Genomic DNA, 16685 nt, shown 5'->3' on the forward strand with positions numbered 1-16685 from the left:
ATTAAATGGGCCTGTAGCCCTTATGGAGTGTGCGCGAGCAGCTCCTGATTCGGTAGCGAATGCGCATCGGTCTGGAACACAGCAACCACGCGCACCAACTCTGCTGCCTGCGATTTGAGGCCACTGGCGGCGGCTGCCATCTGCTCCACCAGGGCCGCATTTTGCTGGGTCACCTGGTCCATCTCGTTCACCGCTTCGCCAATCTGCGAGACGCCAGCGCTCTGGTCCGAGCTGGCCGTGCTGATCTCGCCCACGATGTCGGTCACCTTGCGAATGGCGGCGACCACCTCGGTCATGGTGTGGCCTGCCTGGTCCACCAGTGCGGAGCCTTGTTCCACCCGTTGCACGCTGGTGCCGATGAGCTGCTTGATCTCCTTGGCCGCTTCAGCACTGCGCCCAGCCAGGCTTCGCACCTCGCTGGCCACCACCGCAAAACCGCGGCCTTGTTCGCCGGCGCGGGCTGCTTCCACTGCCGCGTTCAGCGCGAGGATGTTGGTCTGGAAGGCTATGCCATCGATCACGCTGATGATGTCGCCAATCTTGCGCGAAGCGTCGTTGATGCCCTTCATGGTCTGCACCACCTGACTCACCACGTCACCGCCTTGTACGGCTACGGTAGATGCATTCAGCGCCAACTGGTTGGCGTGGCCGGCGCTCAGGGCGTTTTGCCGCACCTTGGCGTTGAGGTCTTCCATGCTGGAGGCGGTTTCCTCCAGTGCGCTGGCTTGGTGTTCGGTGCGGCTGCTCAGGTCGTGGTTGCCCTGGGCGATCTCTGCGCTGGCAATGGCCACGCTGTCGGCCCCTTGGCGTACGGCGTGCACGATGCGGGTGAGCGACTCCTGCATGCGGGCCATGGCAGCCACCACACTGTCGGTATCGCCCGGGCGCACTGCCACGGGGGATGCCAAGTTGGCATCGGCAATGGTGCGGGCCAGCTGCGCCACATAGGCCGGTTGCCCCCCCAGCTGTCGCAACAACGCGCGGGTAATGAACAGCGCCAGCAGCACCGACAGCACGGCGCACACCACCGTCACCGCCAGCAGCATGGTGTTGGCCTTGACGGCTGAAACCCGACCCGACGCCTTGGCTGCATCCGCCTGGGCCAGGTGCATCTTCCATTGCGTTTGCACCGCGTTATACGCACCTTTGTAAGCCTGTTGGCTCGGGCCGGTGAAATAGTCGCTGGCTTCCACCGCGCGCTCGGACTCGGCGCCCGCCGCCGAGTTGGACATTTGCAAAAAGGTGCTGCGCGCTGCGTGGAACTGCGCAATGGCGGCGGCCAGCGCGGCATTGCTTTTCTCGTCCGACAGGCTGGCAGCGGCGGCCGTGTAATGCACCAGCGCTTCGTCAAGCGCTTTTACCGTCGCTTTTACGGCAGCTTCCTCGCGGTCCTTGGCAGGCATGGTCAGCGCAGCCAAGTGGCTAAGCTCGGCCGTGCGCACCACCTGCAGCCGGTCGTTCACATCGCTGAGCGCGGTGAGGGCGGGCAAGGTCTGGTCCACCAGTGCGTCAAAGTCGCGGTTCATGGCAGCAATGCGACTCCAGGCCGTCAGGGCCAGCAGCAGCACCAGCACCACGATCACGCCAAACGCCGCACCCAGTTGGCGGCCCACGGTCCATGTCATTTTTTTCATTTGATGTACCCCGCCACACGCATGACTTGTTCGGTCCGGGTCTGCGCTTTCTGCAGGGCCTGGTCTACGGTCTGCTTGCCAGCCAGGGCGTCACGGATTTCTGCGCCGGTGAGTTCGCCGATGTCCTGGAACTCGGGGATGGCGACAAACTGCACGCCCACATAGGGTGCTTTACCTTCGGTGGCGTCGCGCGGGTTGGCGGTCACCATGGCGATGGCCTCCGTCATGGCAAAGCGCGCGGTCTTGGTGAACTCGGGGCGTTGGTAGGTGGATAGGCGCGTGCCCGATGGCATGGCCGCCCAGCCATTGGTGTCCGCCACCAAGCGCAGGTAGGGCTCGGACGTGGCCCACTGCACAAAGCGCTGGGCGGCGTCTGCGTTCTTGCTGCTGGCCGGTATCGCCAACGCCCAAGCCCACAGCCAGCCCGCGCCCTTATTCGTGACTGCAGTGGGGGCTAGTGAGAATGCGGTGAGGTGCGCCACTTTGCTGAACTTGGGGTCGATCAAGGCGCCGCCGGCACTGGTGGCGTCCACCCAGATGCCGCACTTGCCTTGGGCAAACAGGTCCAAGTTCTCATTGAAGCTGTTGGCCATCGCGTTGGGCGGGCCGTATTTGGTGAGCAGTTGCATGTAAAAGCTGATCGCGTCCTTCCAGGGCTTGCTCTGGATCTGCGGGCGCCAGCCCATGTCGAACCATTGGCCGCCGAAGGTGTTGACCATGGTGCTGAGCAAGGCCATGTTGTCGCCCCAGCCGGCCCGCCCGCGCAGGCAGATGCCGTAGATGCCGGCGGCGGGGCTGTGGATCTTGGCCGCCGCGTCGCGGATCTGTTCCCAGGTGGGGCGGTTGTTGATGGAGAGGCCCGCTTTCTCGAACAGGTCGCTGCGGTACATGGTCATGGAGCCTTCGCCGTAAAAGGGCGCGGCGTACAGGCGCTTGTTGTACGAGAGGCCGTCGCGCACCGTGGGGATCAGGTCCTTCACGTTGTAGGCGTCGGTGGGCGTGATCTCGCGCAGCCAGCCTTTGGCGGCCCAGATCGGTGTTTCGTACATGCCAATGGTCACCACATCAAACTGGCCGCCCTTGTTGGTCACGTCGGCGCTCACGCGCTGGCGCAGGTCGGCCTCTTCCATGGTGGTCCACTTCACGCGGATATCGGGGTTGGCCTTTTCGAAATGCGCGCTTAGCTTCTGCATCTCGATCATCTGGCGGTTGTTCACCGTGGCCACGGTGATCTCCGTGGCCGCCTGGGCCAGACAAGCCCAGGCGGCCAAGCCCATTGCAGCCAGCGGCCGCAGATTCCAATGACGTCTCTTGTTCATATGCTCTTCGATCCAATGACTCAGTGGCTCGAAGGGTAGGCTGCAGCAGCGCAAGGTGCCTATACGCTGTGGCATCGGATTTGTACGCACCCAGCAAAGGCGGGCTAGGACTTTCCCTAGCGCCCCTGTTTGCGTGCAATAGAGTACCGGCGGCCTGGCGCTGCGGTATGGGCGTAGCGTGTTCGGAAGTGGAGCTTTTGTTGAACTGGCCAGCTGCCAGGTCGGCAAAGCGAATCTGTTGACTGAGCAGAAGCTGGGTTTGGCGAATCTCTGGATTCGACCCAAAGCGGTCCTCTAGCAATCCGGATTCATCACCCGCAAGCGGACATTCAACGGAAGCTTACAAGGCAGTTGCGATGGGCAGTCTATGAACGCCTTGGCAAAAGCACTTGTTTATGCAATCCAGTACATTGACGCAAGACCATCAACAGATGGCGATTCCGACGTGGCTGTGCTGGAATCAAAAGTGCAACATTGCATAGTCATTGCGGTAACTACAGATGATGACAGGCACAGAGGATTGATGCATGCCTTGACGGCCACTACAGCTAAATTGGCAGCAATTTTCTAACCACTTCTAAGTACTGGTAGCCGTCACGCGTGTCGCTGGCTGTACTTTCATTGCGGGGATTTGTGAAAGCACTAGCCCACAAATAATAAGTGCCAAACCTGTGAATCGAACAGCAGTTGCCGGGCGGACCACGGCGCCGAACAAGCCAAACTGATCAATGGCTGCGGACGTAAAAATCTGTGCAGCCATCACAAACAAAATCGCGTTGCCAACTCCAAACCTGGGGGCCAGCATGGTGATACTCAACACATAGAAACCGACAATCAGTCCACCGCCGTAGTTGACCGGCTCCACTTGCCTCATCAACATCAGCGATGGAAGTCGACCGGTTAGCAGCAAGCTTGCCAACCCAGTTGCCAATAAGCCCACTGCAAACAGCAAAAAAGCGGCATGCATCGGCTCACCCAAGGCCTTGCCGAGGCGAGCGTTCAACACGGCCATGACAGGGATGAACGCACCCGCACATGCGGCCCATATCGCATATCGGACATAGGTCATGACGCATCCCCAAGCACTTGGCCAAAGATTGCACGTTGGTATGCAGCCAACAGGGCAGGTTCTTCTATGGAGCCGTGATGGTGCAACTGACGCCAATTCCCATCCAAACGAACAAACCACCGTGTCGTACGAATACGTAGTTCAATGCGTCTAGTCGGAGTCTCACACACGCCCCGCTCCCTCCCAACGAATAGATGGCAGTTTTCACCACCTTGGCTGGTGAAATCGAAGAACTCGACTCGCACACGCGCTGGGCCATCGAACAGCTTTAGATAACCATCATGAATGGACCTCCAACCCCGGCGAATACCGCCAATGGGGTTATCCATGCTGGGCATGTCTGCGGCAGCCCAATTGCGGGCCAGAGAATCTATGTCTCGGGCATTAAACGCACGATAGAAATCAATCAGTGCATCGTGCGCACTACCGTCACCGGCGAGACTTTCGGCACCTGTTATGACCTGCTCTGTAGGAGTCATTGCTGTCATCATTTTCTAGTTTCCCCGCGCACGTCTTACCGTCACACTCTCGCCGGATATGCCCCAGTTGTCGGTGTCGATTTCATCAATGACCACCACAGTCGTGGCGGGGTTCTTGTTGAGTACATTTACCAAAAGCTGGGTAGCTCCTTCAATCAGCGCGGCCTTTTGCGCTGCGGTGACTACTTCACGGGTTATTTTGATGTTTACGTAGGGCATTAACTTCTCCTTTAAGTGGCTTGAAAATAGTCTTTGCGGCGGCGCAGTTCTGCAAAAATTTCGACCGGAGATGCTCTAGCCAGATCTAATTGGCGAGCAATGTCCGCCTCGGCAGCCCGTAAAAACGGGTTAGTGGCCAGTTCCTCCTGCAGGCTGGCGGGTACTGTCGCTTCACCCCGCGACCTGCGTTCCTGCGCCTGTGAAAGGCGCATCTGAAGTGCGGTGTTATGAGGGTCTACCGTGCATGCGAAGTGCGCGTTGGCAAGCGTGTATTCGTGCGCGCAATAAATCTGTGTGTCTGGTGGCAAGGCCATCAATCTGGACAGCGACGTCCACATGGTCGCCGCGTCGCATTCCATCAACTTGCCACATCCCATCAAAAACAAGGTGTCGCCACTGAACAAGCAGCCATCTTTGGCAAACCAAAAACAAATATGGCCGGTAGTGTGACCGGGCGTGAACAGCACTTTCGCTTCGCTAGAACCCAAATGAAATGTGTCACCGTCATTCAGAGCCAGCTCCATACCGGGAATGCGGTGTAGGTCAGCTGCTGCTCCCGCCACTTTGCAGCCAGTCGCGTTTTGCAGTTCGAGGTTGGCGCCCGTGTGATCCCAATGATGGTGCGTGTTGATCACCCAGTCCAACTGCCATCCGTTTTCATGCAGTGCATCCAATACCGGCTGTGTCTGCCCCGGATCAACCACTGCGGTCTTCCCACTTTCCACGTCGTTCAACAACCATATGTAGTTGTCGGTGTACGCAGGTACGCGAACGATAGACAAGCCCATGGCTGTACGGCCTTACGCGGCGCTAAAAATGCGCAGGAACAGAGTCACTTGTGCGCCAAAGCCAATCACAAATGCAATGGTTCGTAGAACAGGCACGCCAAAGGTGTAAATCACGGCATGTGCAACACGGCTCCAAAAGAAAAGCACTGCAGCAGTCGCTGTTGCCGCGGTCCCAAGGTTCAACATGTGCACAGTGAGCGCCAAGGGCGCAAAGACAACCAAGTTTTCAATGGCGTTGCGGTGGGCGTTGGCCAAACGGTATGCCCAGTTGGCTTCGGGACGGAGGTCGGGCTCGGGGTTCTTGAGCGCTTTCCATATCCCCATCTCGCGCAAACGATTGAGGATCAGCGGCACCCACAAGATGCCAGTCAATGCGGCGGAAAAGGCGGTATAGGTCAGCTCAGTAGAAGTCACGGTCATGTCAAAGCTCTTTCAATGTGGGTAGTTCTGGTATTCACTGTGGTTTGTGATGGTGTGGATGGTAGGCACTATCATCAGTTGCATGAATAGCTAAAACTATCGACTACTTAACTAAAACGACTATGACTACCAATTACCCAGATCCTCTAGATGAGGCATTGGCTGACTTACGCATCACTGGGTCTGTACTGCTTCACGAAGCCTATCGTGCCCCCTGGGTCATAGCAGTGCCTGGTGAGAATCAACTGCGTCAAGTGCTTGGTGTCGGTGCCGATGTGCGGGTTTTCGTATTTCACCTGGTACGCAGCGGAAGCTTTGAACTTCAGCTCGATGGACAAGACGCGATACCCATCCGCACCTCGGAAGTCGTCATTTGTCCTGCTGGCACCGGGCATCAAATGCGCCAAGGCAGCGGGGCGAAAAGCGTGGCATTGGAGGGCATTCTTCGCGGCGAAGACATGCCTGCCGTGACGCGTGGCACAGTGGGTTCCACCGAGCTAGTGTGCGGCGTTTTTTACATGCGCGCCGGAGCGCTCAACCCGATGTTGAATGCATTGCCTTCCCTCTTCCGGGTAGCAACCGACGATGCCATAGCAAGCCCCGTACTGGCCGGTACCGCCGCGCTGTTGTCACGTGAAGTGGACCGCGGAGCACAACGCAGTTTTACTGCGGCGCGTCTACTTGAAGTATTTTGTGCCGAGGCTATTCGCGCCTACCAGCGCACCGAAGGTAGGACGTCACCAGGTTGGTTCAAAGGACTCGCGGATCCTCGTATTTCAGAGGTAATTCGGCGTATTCATGCAGCCCCAGCGCAAGCTTGGTCGGTCCACTCCCTCGCCTCCACCGTCGCACTTTCACCGTCACGCTTTGCCGCAAGGTTTAAAGAAACTACAGGACAAAGCGTAATGGGCTACGTGTCGAATTTGCGTGCCAACGCGGCCTGCCGTTTGCTGCAAGACACGAATCTGGACTTGACGCAAATTGCCTATCGGGTTGGCTTTGAAAGCTTGCCCTCTTTTAGCAGAGCTTTTAAAGAAAAAACAGGTAAAGCGCCTGCCATATGGCGAACCGAAACAAGAAGAAAAGCCGCACAAGCCTCGTGAATACTCAAAAAAGTAGCTGATAGCGACCTTTCAATCCGTCGCCAGCCTGTTTGCATGATTTGCGGCCAGATTAGCGCCTTCTGCGTTCCTGAAAAGGCGATTCGGTTTAGTTGATCCACCTAAACTCCGAATAGCGGACCTTCACCGACGCCCGCAGCTAGCCCTGAGCCGTAGTCGATCCAATCCGGTCAGCCTAGACAGCGACTGAGCGCATTGGAAGGGGCGTGTGGCCCGGCGGACAAATTGCCGAATGCATGTTGAAAGCAGCACGTACTCCTCAGGTGCATTTCTTCGCTCGAAATTGGAGGCGGCGGCGGCTTCCCAGAGACGTTGACACCCCGCACGTAACGCAGAAGCAATACACCTGCGGAGCACGTGCTCAAAAGTCTGGCCGTGAAGTCCGCTTAACTTTTCCCCAGCCAACTGACAAACTCATCCGGGCCAAGTCGAGGCGTCAAGTACTGATTGACGGTCAAGTAGCCTAACGTTGCCCCGTTCTTCACAAACATCGGTGGAGTGGTCGAAAACTTGTTATACGGAGACTCTGCGCCGTACGGACTACCGTATTGGGAGTACTGATTGAATATGGATTCAGCTGAGTAGCGACTTCCATACTGACCAAACGGGTTGACCAGTGAATCACTGTCGAACGTGTTGCGGTTCACGCTGCCCAGGAAGACTCCGCTTGGGGTCCTCAACTGACTATCAAGAATGTTGTCAGTACTTAGCATCTCCGAAAAGGTTCTATTTCCGATGTTTGCCAAGAGTTCGGCGGCTGCCTCCGGCGGGACGTGCCCGGAGCTGACCAGTGACGCCAAGGACTCGAGTAACTTTGATGTAGGCCGGGACACCTCCACCTCGAAGTAATCCCGATAGCCACGCGGCAGCCTAGACATTCGGAGTCTGCGCAGCGGTTGCAGCGGCCTAAGAGGTCTCAAAGGTCGCAGCGGGCGCAAACGGCGGTGCCCTTGAACCTCTGTGTTTACGAGCAGTCGATCGTCGGCAGAAAGAGTGCCCATGTATGCCCCATCTTCTGCGCTGTACACGTCGTCGCCGTCTTCAATGAAGCCGATCCACTTCGACTTGGAATCGAACAAATGGCCTCCTTGGACAAAGGCGACGTAGTTCCCACTGGTATTGAAGATGTACCTGACGGTCATCAGTTCTCCCCCCAGAAGGCGTAGTACAGGCCTATGCCTTGAAAAATGATCCCGATCGCCATAACCGCCCAGCCAGTTGTCACCAAGGCGGTATTGCCACCCGTCAAAATGTTGATCGAAAACCCGATCGGAATGGCCGCAGCAGCCTGAAAGACCGCCCCGGTTCTGGCCCTTGTCTTCGCGTTCTCGTAGCCTCTTACGTACGTATTTGCGGTATTCAATTCATTGCTCAAAGATCCGTTTTCATTGTTGAGCCTGTTATGGTCATGCAACAACATCGTGAGTGCGGGCTTGTTCTTTAGCAGATCATCTACCGTGACTCCAGCCAGACTTGACTGAATAAAGCCGAGGGGGTTGATAAGCTGTGGCGCGGAAGAATCTGCTGAAGCGGTAGTCGCCGGAGATATCGACGTCGGCGCTTGATTCGAATCAGTGGTCAAAGTGCATTCCTCCGTCTAGCAATCATGAGTATGGCAATCGTGATCGCGCATCTTTTTATCTGTGACTGTATCCCCAAGGCACTTTGTCGTCGCAGCACCGTCCACGGCTACCAGCGACGCGCTGATGACTGGCCCCTCCTGCAACCGGAACCACTACGGCAGGAAACCTTGGCCCGACCTGACGTACTCGGCTCATTATCTCAACCCGGGCCAAGGTTTCCCGCCTTCGAAGCCTATTTAGCTCGCTCGTTGCACGTCTGCTTGCTGGTTTCGTGACCTACTGCTTTGGGTCGAGAGCACCTGTACGGTCAACACTAAGCGGAAGCTCACCGTCGGTTTGCCGCCGAAACATTCGCCAATGCCTACTCTGGGTTGCGGACCGGTCAAAGTTGGTACTAAGTTCCGAACGACCAGTAATGGTCAATGCAGTCATTAAGGTGCCGGATCGTGATTGACTCAGATCAGTCTGAAGCAGCAATGACACGGGAATCTATCTGATCTCTCCGCTTCCCGCTTAGAGCGTCCACAAAGCAGTCATTCTTGAAGTTCCGTAACTGGCCCCAAGGCATCGTCCATTCCTCTCGCTTCGCTCACCATAGGAACCGCTGTGGCAGTCCTTATAGCGTGGTTTCTCCAACCTAACCCCGCCCATCCCTTTGCAAGGCCTGCCGCATTCCATCGGCACTAGCTTGCGCGGACATCAACAGCTGCGCCCAGTCGGTCTGTTCAGCCTGCCAGACACCCAGGCCGCGCTCGTAAGCGTCGGGCATGGAGGCCAGCAGGCCGGCCACGCGCTGCGGCGCGCGCTTGGCCATGGCCAAGGCCACCAGGCAGCCGGCGGGCACCTCGTCGGCCACGGCGTCGCGTGCCATGCTTTTGGCCAGCGTGCCCAGGCTGCCAATCAGCAAGCCTAGGTCACACCCCAGGGCGACCCAGGCGTCGCGCTGGGTGTGCCACGGCGCAGCGGGCACAGTCAGGCCCAGTTGCTGGGCTACCAGCTGCACCACTTCGGCACCACGCTCGGGCGCCTGCGCCAGCGTTCCATTGAGTTGCACGCACAGGGCTGTGTTGGCGCTGTGCTCCAGGCGCTGCAGCGCACGAAGCAGGGGGGCTGCGTCCTTGGGCGTGCCCAGGGCGTCCAGCCGGTGGGTGCAATGCTGCACATCGCTGCGCAGCCGCTCCAGCACATCACGGGTGATGAGCACGGTGGCTGTATCCACCAAGTCTTGCTTGGTGCAGGCGAAGTGCACGTAGGAGGCGGCCTCGGGGTTGAACAGGCCCACCGTCTCGCGCAGGCTTTTGACCAGCGGGATCGCCAGGCTGCCTGCGCGGCCGCTGTCGCGCACGATCTTGGGTGCGTCAAACAGGTCTACCTTGCAGGTGCCCACGATGGACTGGGCCGCTGGCATGGGGATCAGCCCGCACTGTGCCTGGGCCTGCGCCAGCGCTGCCTCCACACGCAGCATGGCCGCCACAAAGCGCTGGGCCCCGAAGGACTCCAGCACCTCCGGCGGATGCAAAAAATCTTCAAACACACTGCTCATGGCAATCAGCGCCGTGCTTGTTTGAGGCGCAACTGGTTGGGCAGCGGCACGGAACGGCGCAGCACATCCTCACCCAGCCACAGGGCGGCGCGGCGTGCGCGCTGGGCCACGGTGGCCAGCGGCATCTGCTGGTAGTCGTCGTTGAAGACTTCAAAGCTGTAGTCGCCGCGGTAGCCGAGCTGGTGCAGCTTCAGCACCAGCTGGGCCAGGGCCTCGCTGTGTACGCCTTCGCCGGGGAAGACGCGGAAGGTACGCGCCGTGCTGATACGTTCCTCCACGGTTTTGATCTCGTTCCACATGAAGTCGGCCAGCTGCACCAGGAAGATCTTGCTGGGGTCCAGGATCTCCAGATCGTCCAACGGCGTCTTGGTGGCGAACATGTGGAAGGAGTCAAAACCCAGGCCCAGGTTGGGCATGTCGGCTTCCATGATGAGGTCCCAAGCCTGCGGAAACTCATTGATGGTGCGGCCCCAGGACAGCGCCTCGAACGCGATCTTGATGTTCATGGGGATGGCCAACATAGCCAGCTTGCGCAGGTCCTTCACCAGCGTGGCGGTGTCGCCGGTGGCGTGGGTGGACGTGCTGGAGCACGCCAGCATGACGCGGCAGTCCAGCGCGGCGCACATCTCCATCATGCTTTTGGCAATGTCCACCTTGTAGTCGTGCAGGTGGCCCGACAGGCCCTCAAAGTCGCGCAGCACCTGAAAGCCGGTGACGCGCAGGCCGCTGTCCTTCACCTCTTGCACCGCAGCCTGCCAGCCGTCGGGGTGGCCCACCAGGTCGCGGGCCAACAGCATCACCTGGCTGAAGCCGGCCTCCTTCATGGCCGCCAGCTTGGCCTTGAGCGGCCCGGCTAGCGTGATGGTGTCCATGCCGAAGTCGTCAAACTTGCCGTCGAATTGGCTCATGGCGTTCAGCTCCGCACGTGGTGAACCAGCTCAAACATGGCGTTGCCCATGGTGGGGCGGGTCAGCGCGCCCTTGCTGTCTTGTGCGGGGTCTTTGCTGGGCACAAAGTCCACACCACGCTGACGCAAGGCCGTCACCGTGGCCTGCACATCCGGGGTGCCCAGGCCCACGCGCTGGAAGCATTCGTCGTCCTCCACATCCAGCACGCCCGGTTCGGGCTCAATCAGCTGCAGGTAGAAAGTCTTGCAGGGGCTTTGCAAAATGCGACCCTTGGGCAGGATGCCGAAGCGGGTTTCGGGCTCCAGCGCAGTAAAGCCGAAAAGGGAGCCGTAGAACTCAGTCCAGTCGTCCACGCGGTCATTGCCGATGTATTGCACCACGCCAAAGAAGTGCAGGCCGGTGATGGCAGGCGGGAACTTGTCCACCGCCGGCACGGGAGTGAAGTCCACGTCGTAAATGGAGAACTCGCGGTGGCGGTCCACAAAGTAAATGCGGCTGTTGCCCACGCCGTGGATGGCGGGGATGTGCAGCTCCATCACCTCCACCTGCACCGGCACGGCCCAGGCGCCACGGTCGAGTGCGCGTTTGTAGGCAGCCGATGCGTCCAGCACACGCAGCGCAATGGCGGCAATCACCGGCTTCTCCGTGAGTGCGGCACCCCGGCCGTGGGCATTGACGATGACGTTCACATCCCCCTGGCGATACAACAGAACTTCGCGCGAGCGGTGGCGCGCAATCGGGCGGAAGCCCATGGCTTCGAGCACTTGGCCCAAGGCTTGCGGTTTGGACGTGGCGTATTCGATGAACTCGATGCCTTCCAGGCCCAGCGGGTTGGGGCCTTCGTCGATGTGCTCGCGGTCTGCGCCGCTGGGGCGGGGGGAAGTGTTGGCCATGGGGACTCCCGGGGAGGACAAAAGTTAAACAGTGGCGGGCGACGCAGCGGTGTGCGCGCCACCCAGGAACAGGCGTTCGATATTCGGGTCTGCCAGCAGCTCGGAAGCTGGCTTTTGCAGCACCAGGCGGCCCGACTCCAGCGCAATGGCTTCGTCCGAAATCTTCAGCGCGCTCTTCACGTTCTGTTCGACCATGAGCACGGTGGTGCCCTGGTCAGCCAGCTTGCGCAGCAGCTTGAACACATCGGCCACCACCATGGGCGAGAGGCCGATGGAGGGCTCATCGATCAGGATGACTTTGGGGCGCAGCAACAGGGCGCGGCCGATCTCCAGCTGCTTCTGCTCTCCACCAGACAGTGCAGACGCCGCGGAGTGCAGGCGCTCCTTCACACGGGGGAAGAACTCCAGCACTTCGGGGATGCGCTCGTGCGTAGTCTTCATGCCCAGCGTGATGCCGCCCAGCTCCAGGTTCTCCCAGACGCTGAGCTGGCCAAACAGGTTGCGGCCTTGGGGCACAAAGGCAATACCTTGTGCCAGTAGCTGCTTTTGCGTGGCGCCTGCGACGCTCACGCCGTCGAGCAGGATGTCGCCCTGGCGTGGCTTGAGCAGACCAAACAGGGTCTTGAGCACGGTGGACTTGCCCGCCCCGTTGGGACCAAGCAGCAGGGTGATGGTGCCGCGCTTGGCCTGGAAGGACAGGTTGTTCAGGATCATGAAATCCTTGTAGCCGGCTACGACGTCCTTGAATTCAATGGCAATGTTGTTGGTGCTCATGGCTTAGCTCCCCAGGTAGGCGTCCAGCACCTGTTTGTTGGCACGGATTTCGGCGGGTGTGCCAATGGCCAAGACCTGGCCTTCGACCATGACCATGATGCGGTGGCACAGGTCCATCACGAAGTCCATGTTGTGTTCAATCACGACAAAGGAACTCTGCTTGCCGAACTTGGGGTTCTGGTTGAGTTCTTTCAGCAGGGTGCTGATGCCGCCCACCAAGCTGGGGTTCACGCCTGCGCAAGGTTCGTCCAGCAGCACCAGGTCGGGCTCGCTCATGAAGGCCATGGCAATGTCCACCAGCTTTTGCTGGCCGTAGGACAACTCGCCGGCTTTCTTGTCGGCTACATGGCGGATGCGGAACTGGTCAATCAGCGCGTCGGCCTTGGCGCCCAGGCCCGAGTCGCTGGGGGCGAACATGCGGCTGAGCATGGTGCCCTTGTGCTCCTGTGCGGCGACCAGCAGGTTGTCGCGCACGCTCATCTTGCCGAAGACTTGCAGGGTCTGGAAGGTGCGGCCTACGCCCAACCGGTTTAGCTCAAGCGGACCGGCCTGTGTGACGTCACGGCCATTGAGTTCGATCTTGCCTTCGTCCGGGGTAATCTGGCCCAGCATGCTGTTGAACAGGGTGGTTTTGCCCGAGCCGTTGGGCCCGATCACGCCGAAGATCTCGCCAGGCATGACTTCGAAGGACACACCGCCCACGGCCTGGATGGCGCCATAGGCCTTCTTGATGTTGGTAACTTTGAGAACGGGTTGGCTCATCATCGGGCTCCCTGTTGTTGTGCGGCGGCGGCGCGTGCGGCGCTGGCTTCGCGGGCCTGGCGCTTGGCCTTGATGCGGTCGGGAATGCTCAGCAGGCCATCGGGCAGCCAGATCATCAGCACCACCACGGCGGCGCCGAAGACGAACAGGTACCAGGCCTGCGCAAAGCGCAGCCACTCGGGCAGGATCACGCCCACGGCCGAGCCCAGCAGCGGGCCCAGGAAGTAACCCGGGCCGCCCACCACCACCATGAGGTACATCATGATGGAGGCACCCACGGTGAAGGGCGCGGGTTCGATGAACTGCACCAGCGATGCGAACAGCGCGCCAGCTATACCGGCGTACGCAGCGCCAATGGCGAAGCTCAGCAGCGTGTAGCTGCGGGTATTGACACCCAGGCTTTCGGCGCGGATGGGGTTGTCCCGCAGGGCAGTGAAGGCCTTGCCCCAGGGGCTGCGCAGCAAGCCCCATTGGAGGGCTCCCAACAGCAGCGCGGTGGCGAGCACAAAGTAGTAGTAAGCCAGGTTGCCTTCTAGCGAGATGCCGAACAGGCTGGGGCGAGCAATATTGTTGATGCCGAAGGTGCCGCCAGTCAGCCACTCTTCATTGCGCATCACCAACCAGACCGCGGTGTTGAAGCCCAGGGTGGCAAAGGCCAGGTAGATGGTCTGCACCCGCAGTGCCGGAAAGCCCAGCGCGATGCCGACAAAGAAGCAGATCAGCGCGGCAGCAGGCAGGCCCAGCCAGAAGCTGAAGCCGGCCTTCATGAGGATGGCCACGGTGTAAGCGCCGATGCCGAAGAAGGCCGCATGCCCCAGTGATTTTTGCCCTGCATAACCCACGGTCAGATTCAGCCCCATGGTGGCGATCACGAAGACCAGCCAGTAGGACAGCAGGTAAATGCCGTAATTCTTGAGAAAAGGCGGTGCAGCCAACAGCAATACTGCGCAAGCAGCTATCAAAATAAGAGTAAGTTTTTTCATGTCAGACCTTGCGCTCTTCCTTCTTGCCCAAGAGCCCTTGTGGCTTGAACAGAATCACAACCATGAAGATGACCAACGCCACCGCATCCTTGTAGGCCGGGGAGATGTAGGCCGCAGCCAGGTTCTCGCACACGCCCACGATGAGCCCGCCCAGGAGGGCGCCGCGTGAGTTGTTGAAGCCGCCGATGATGGCTGCGAAGAAGGCTTTGGTGCCCAGCGACTCGCCCATGTCGAATTTGGCCAGGTACGTGGGTGTGACCAAGAGAGCTGCAGCGACGGCCAATATGGCGTTGATGGCGAAGGCATAAAAGATCATGCGCGGCACGTTGATGCCCAGCACGCTGGCACTCTCGGTGTTTTGTGCCACGGCTTGCATGGCGCGGCCTGTCACGGTCTTGGTCATGAAAGCCTGGGTGGCAAACACCAGCACCAGCGCGATGCTGAAGGTGCCGACATCGGCCAGCGTGATGGTCACGCCTGCAATATTGAACAGCTTGTCGGCAAACAAGCTGGGGAAGGGATGGGCCTCTGCGCTGTAGCCAGCGCGCAGGCCGTTGCGCATGGCGATCGAGAGGCCGATGGTGGCCACCACGATGGGCATCATGCCGAACTTGAACAGTGGGTCGACCAGTCCGCGCTTGAACACCCAGCCCAACAGAAACACCGCCAGCACCACGGTCATGCTGAAGCTCACGGCCATAGGCGCGCCCAGGCTCAGGAAGCCCAGCATCATGAAAGCCGGCAGCATCACAAACTCGCCCTGGGCGAAGTTGATGGTGCCGCTGGCTTGCCAGAGCAAGGTAAAGCCCAGGGCAGCCAGGGCATAGATGGCGCCTGTGGCCATGCCACTGAAAAAGAGTTGGAGGAAATCGGTCATGGGGGTTCCCGTGGTGTGACGTGGGACGCGTGGACCCGGGGCATGGGCCCCGGGTCAGGCAGGCTTACTTCTTGGCAGGCGCTGCGGCTTTGGCGGCGGGGGCAGCAGCCACTGGCTTGTTCACGGCGATGGGGTTGAGCGGAGGCAGGGTGGCTACGACCACCTGCTGGCCGTTCTTCACTTCTACCAGGAAGCTCTCGCGATCCAGATCGCCGTTCTGGTCAAAGGCCACATTCATCAGGATGCCGGGTTCCTTGTCGGTGGTGACGACCAGGCTGTGCAGGGCGTTGGCCACGGCTTTGCGGTCTAGCTTGCCCACCTTCTCGATGGCAGCCTTGAGGACGTAGACGCCGGAATAGCCCTTCATGCCGTTGTGGTCGGACACGTATTTGTAGTCGCGCTCAAACTTGGCGCGGAAGGCGCGGATGGCGGGCAGGGGGGCATCGACCGTCAGGCCCACGTGGGCTACAGCACCGTTGGCGGCCTCGCCCGCCAGCTCGATGACCTTTTGGCCGGTGAGCGTGGTTTCACCAATGATGGGCTTGTTCCAGCCCTGCTTGCGCAGCTCGCGCAGCATGCGGGCGGACTCTTCTTCGTTGGAGTAGACAAACACGCCATCGGCGCCGCTTTGTTTGGCCTTCAGCACAGCGGCCGAGAAGTCCACTTGGCCCGCGTCGGTGGAAATTTCAGTGACGATCTTGGTGGGCGATTTGTCCAGCGCCTTTTTGATCATGTCCAGGCCGCCCTTGCCAAAGTCGTTGTTCACGTAGACCACGGCCAGTGTCTTGAGTTTGGCTTGGTCGCTGATGTAACGCGCCACTTTGGGCATGGCCGTGGCTTGGGTGAAGCTGGTGCGGAAGATGTAGGGGTTGCCTTGCATGGTGATGCTGGCCGCTTCACCGCCGGTGAAGTTGGGGATCTCGGCTTTGCGGCTCTCAGCCATGGACACCATGATGGAGCCAGAGAACACCGGGCCAAAGATGGCAAACACGTCGTCGTCCACGGCCTTTTGCGTCAGGCCCTTGGCCACGCCGGGGTTGGACTGGGTGTCGGAGGTGATGGTCTGGATCTTCTTGCCCAGGATGCCGCCTGCGGCATTGATTTCTTTCACGGCCAATTCCACGCCGTTCTTGAAGTTGGTGCCCGCAGTGGCGCCGCCGCCGGAGAGTTCCACAATGTTGGCGATCTTGATGGTTTCTTGGGCAAAAGTGGCTGTAGAGCACACCAATGCTGCGCAAGCAGCTATCAATTTGAGAGTATTTCGTTTTTGCATGTCGTTGTCTCCTCGGTTGAAAAAATGGAAAGCCAGGGTG

General features: G+C 59.6%; 19 protein-coding genes. 2 read left to right on the top strand and 17 right to left on the bottom strand.

The window, feature by feature from the left end; all coding sequences use genetic code 11:
• Positions 1-20: 20 nt before the first annotated feature.
• The gene (locus CHU94_RS19655; protein WP_141211410.1) at positions 21-1634 is read right to left on the bottom strand and encodes a methyl-accepting chemotaxis protein; all 1614 of its coding nucleotides are present in this window, start codon (positions 1632-1634) and stop codon (positions 21-23) included.
• Entirely contained in the window at positions 1631-2911 is a 1281-nt protein-coding gene (locus CHU94_RS07645) for a sugar ABC transporter substrate-binding protein (RefSeq protein ID WP_255033902.1), read from the bottom strand. The genes CHU94_RS19655 and CHU94_RS07645 overlap by 4 nt, the downstream gene beginning before the upstream one ends.
• A 409-nt stretch (positions 2912-3320) precedes the next feature.
• On the opposite strand from CHU94_RS07645, the gene CHU94_RS19025 reads away from it, so the two are divergent.
• Positions 3321-3524: a hypothetical protein gene (locus tag CHU94_RS19025; RefSeq protein ID WP_141211411.1), complete on the top strand. Its 204-nt coding sequence runs from the start codon at positions 3321-3323 to the stop codon at positions 3522-3524.
• Between the two features lie 6 nt (positions 3525-3530).
• Here the strand turns inward: CHU94_RS19025 and CHU94_RS07650 are convergent, their stop codons facing one another.
• Genes CHU94_RS07650 through CHU94_RS07670 form a run of 5 tightly spaced genes read right to left on the bottom strand, consistent with a single transcriptional unit; the run spans position 3531 to position 5928 of the window.
• Positions 3531-4022, bottom strand: a complete 492-nt coding sequence (locus CHU94_RS07650) for a DMT family transporter (protein WP_094478396.1) — start codon at positions 4020-4022, stop codon at positions 3531-3533.
• Positions 4019-4513: a nuclear transport factor 2 family protein gene (locus tag CHU94_RS19685; protein ID WP_217901292.1), complete on the bottom strand. Its 495-nt coding sequence runs from the start codon at positions 4511-4513 to the stop codon at positions 4019-4021. The genes CHU94_RS07650 and CHU94_RS19685 overlap by 4 nt, the downstream gene beginning before the upstream one ends.
• 3 nt (positions 4514-4516) lie before the next feature.
• Positions 4517-4720, bottom strand: coding sequence for a 2-hydroxymuconate tautomerase family protein (locus CHU94_RS07660; RefSeq protein ID WP_094478400.1), 204 nt, complete (start codon positions 4718-4720; stop codon positions 4517-4519).
• Positions 4721-4731: 11 nt separating this feature from the next.
• A complete protein-coding gene (gene gloB / locus CHU94_RS07665; RefSeq protein WP_094478402.1) occupies positions 4732-5508 on the bottom strand; it encodes a hydroxyacylglutathione hydrolase in 777 nt (258 codons plus the stop codon).
• A 12-nt stretch (positions 5509-5520) separates the two neighbouring features.
• A complete protein-coding gene (locus CHU94_RS07670) occupies positions 5521-5928 on the bottom strand; it encodes an MAPEG family protein (protein ID WP_094478404.1) in 408 nt (135 codons plus the stop codon).
• Positions 5929-6050: 122 nt separating this feature from the next.
• Between CHU94_RS07670 and CHU94_RS07675 the strand changes: the two genes are divergently transcribed.
• On the top strand, positions 6051-7031 hold the full coding sequence (locus CHU94_RS07675; protein WP_094478406.1) for an AraC family transcriptional regulator: 981 nt from the start codon (positions 6051-6053) through the stop codon (positions 7029-7031).
• Positions 7032-7435: 404 nt separating this feature from the next.
• Here CHU94_RS07675 and CHU94_RS07680 read toward each other — a convergent pair whose 3' ends face one another.
• From CHU94_RS07680 to CHU94_RS07725, 10 genes are all read right to left on the bottom strand, one after another.
• Positions 7436-8191, bottom strand: a complete 756-nt coding sequence (locus tag CHU94_RS07680) for a 4-fold beta flower protein (protein ID WP_094478408.1) — start codon at positions 8189-8191, stop codon at positions 7436-7438.
• Positions 8191-8631: a hypothetical protein gene (locus CHU94_RS07685; protein ID WP_094478410.1), complete on the bottom strand. Its 441-nt coding sequence runs from the start codon at positions 8629-8631 to the stop codon at positions 8191-8193. The genes CHU94_RS07680 and CHU94_RS07685 overlap by 1 nt, the downstream gene beginning before the upstream one ends.
• Positions 8632-9269: 638 nt before the next feature.
• Entirely contained in the window at positions 9270-10175 is a 906-nt protein-coding gene (locus tag CHU94_RS07690) for a lyase family protein (RefSeq protein WP_094478412.1), read from the bottom strand.
• Between the two features lie 5 nt (positions 10176-10180).
• Positions 10181-11083 (bottom strand): sugar phosphate isomerase/epimerase, encoded by a 903-nt coding sequence (locus tag CHU94_RS07695; protein ID WP_094478414.1) that lies wholly within the window; start codon positions 11081-11083, stop codon positions 10181-10183.
• A 5-nt stretch (positions 11084-11088) separates the two neighbouring features.
• The gene (locus CHU94_RS07700) at positions 11089-11976 is read right to left on the bottom strand and encodes a 4-hydroxyphenylpyruvate dioxygenase (RefSeq protein WP_094478416.1); all 888 of its coding nucleotides are present in this window, start codon (positions 11974-11976) and stop codon (positions 11089-11091) included.
• A 24-nt stretch (positions 11977-12000) separates the two neighbouring features.
• On the bottom strand, positions 12001-12750 hold the full coding sequence (locus tag CHU94_RS07705; protein WP_094478418.1) for an ABC transporter ATP-binding protein: 750 nt from the start codon (positions 12748-12750) through the stop codon (positions 12001-12003).
• 3 nt (positions 12751-12753) lie between these two features.
• A complete protein-coding gene (locus CHU94_RS07710; protein ID WP_094478420.1) occupies positions 12754-13512 on the bottom strand; it encodes an ABC transporter ATP-binding protein in 759 nt (252 codons plus the stop codon).
• Positions 13512-14495 (bottom strand): branched-chain amino acid ABC transporter permease, encoded by a 984-nt coding sequence (locus tag CHU94_RS07715; protein ID WP_094478422.1) that lies wholly within the window; start codon positions 14493-14495, stop codon positions 13512-13514. Before CHU94_RS07715 ends, CHU94_RS07710 begins: the two co-directional genes overlap by 1 nt.
• A gap of 1 nt (position 14496) precedes the next feature.
• Positions 14497-15372 (bottom strand): branched-chain amino acid ABC transporter permease, encoded by an 876-nt coding sequence (locus CHU94_RS07720; protein WP_094478424.1) that lies wholly within the window; start codon positions 15370-15372, stop codon positions 14497-14499.
• Positions 15373-15436: 64 nt separating this feature from the next.
• Positions 15437-16645, bottom strand: a complete 1209-nt coding sequence (locus CHU94_RS07725; RefSeq protein ID WP_094478426.1) for an ABC transporter substrate-binding protein — start codon at positions 16643-16645, stop codon at positions 15437-15439.
• Positions 16646-16685 lie beyond the last annotated feature (40 nt).

The organism is Rhodoferax sp. TH121, assembly GCF_002251855.1.
In the GTDB taxonomy this organism is placed as follows: domain Bacteria; phylum Pseudomonadota; class Gammaproteobacteria; order Burkholderiales; family Burkholderiaceae_C; genus Allorhodoferax.

What these genes read in the sequence shown, in the direction of transcription:
- CHU94_RS19655 (WP_141211410.1), bottom strand. Translation starts at nt 1,634, where the DNA reads ATGAAAAAAATGACATGGACCGTGGGCCGCCAACTGGGTGCGGCGTTT.
- CHU94_RS07645 (WP_255033902.1), bottom strand. Translation starts at nt 2,911, where the DNA reads ATGGGCTTGGCCGCCTGGGCTTGTCTGGCCCAGGCGGCCACGGAGATC.
- CHU94_RS19025 (WP_141211411.1), top strand. Translation starts at nt 3,321, where the DNA reads ATGAACGCCTTGGCAAAAGCACTTGTTTATGCAATCCAGTACATTGAC.
- CHU94_RS07650 (WP_094478396.1), bottom strand. Translation starts at nt 4,022, where the DNA reads ATGACCTATGTCCGATATGCGATATGGGCCGCATGTGCGGGTGCGTTC.
- CHU94_RS19685 (WP_217901292.1), bottom strand. Translation starts at nt 4,513, where the DNA reads ATGATGACAGCAATGACTCCTACAGAGCAGGTCATAACAGGTGCCGAA.
- CHU94_RS07660 (WP_094478400.1), bottom strand. Translation starts at nt 4,720, where the DNA reads ATGCCCTACGTAAACATCAAAATAACCCGTGAAGTAGTCACCGCAGCG.
- gloB (WP_094478402.1), bottom strand. Translation starts at nt 5,508, where the DNA reads ATGGGCTTGTCTATCGTTCGCGTACCTGCGTACACCGACAACTACATA.
- CHU94_RS07670 (WP_094478404.1), bottom strand. Translation starts at nt 5,928, where the DNA reads ATGACCGTGACTTCTACTGAGCTGACCTATACCGCCTTTTCCGCCGCA.
- CHU94_RS07675 (WP_094478406.1), top strand. Translation starts at nt 6,051, where the DNA reads ATGACTACCAATTACCCAGATCCTCTAGATGAGGCATTGGCTGACTTA.
- CHU94_RS07680 (WP_094478408.1), bottom strand. Translation starts at nt 8,191, where the DNA reads ATGACCGTCAGGTACATCTTCAATACCAGTGGGAACTACGTCGCCTTT.
- CHU94_RS07690 (WP_094478412.1), bottom strand. Translation starts at nt 10,175, where the DNA reads ATGAGCAGTGTGTTTGAAGATTTTTTGCATCCGCCGGAGGTGCTGGAG.
- CHU94_RS07695 (WP_094478414.1), bottom strand. Translation starts at nt 11,083, where the DNA reads ATGAGCCAATTCGACGGCAAGTTTGACGACTTCGGCATGGACACCATC.
- CHU94_RS07700 (WP_094478416.1), bottom strand. Translation starts at nt 11,976, where the DNA reads ATGGCCAACACTTCCCCCCGCCCCAGCGGCGCAGACCGCGAGCACATC.
- CHU94_RS07705 (WP_094478418.1), bottom strand. Translation starts at nt 12,750, where the DNA reads ATGAGCACCAACAACATTGCCATTGAATTCAAGGACGTCGTAGCCGGC.
- CHU94_RS07710 (WP_094478420.1), bottom strand. Translation starts at nt 13,512, where the DNA reads ATGAGCCAACCCGTTCTCAAAGTTACCAACATCAAGAAGGCCTATGGC.
- CHU94_RS07715 (WP_094478422.1), bottom strand. Translation starts at nt 14,495, where the DNA reads ATGAAAAAACTTACTCTTATTTTGATAGCTGCTTGCGCAGTATTGCTG.
- CHU94_RS07720 (WP_094478424.1), bottom strand. Translation starts at nt 15,372, where the DNA reads ATGACCGATTTCCTCCAACTCTTTTTCAGTGGCATGGCCACAGGCGCC.
- CHU94_RS07725 (WP_094478426.1), bottom strand. Translation starts at nt 16,645, where the DNA reads ATGCAAAAACGAAATACTCTCAAATTGATAGCTGCTTGCGCAGCATTG.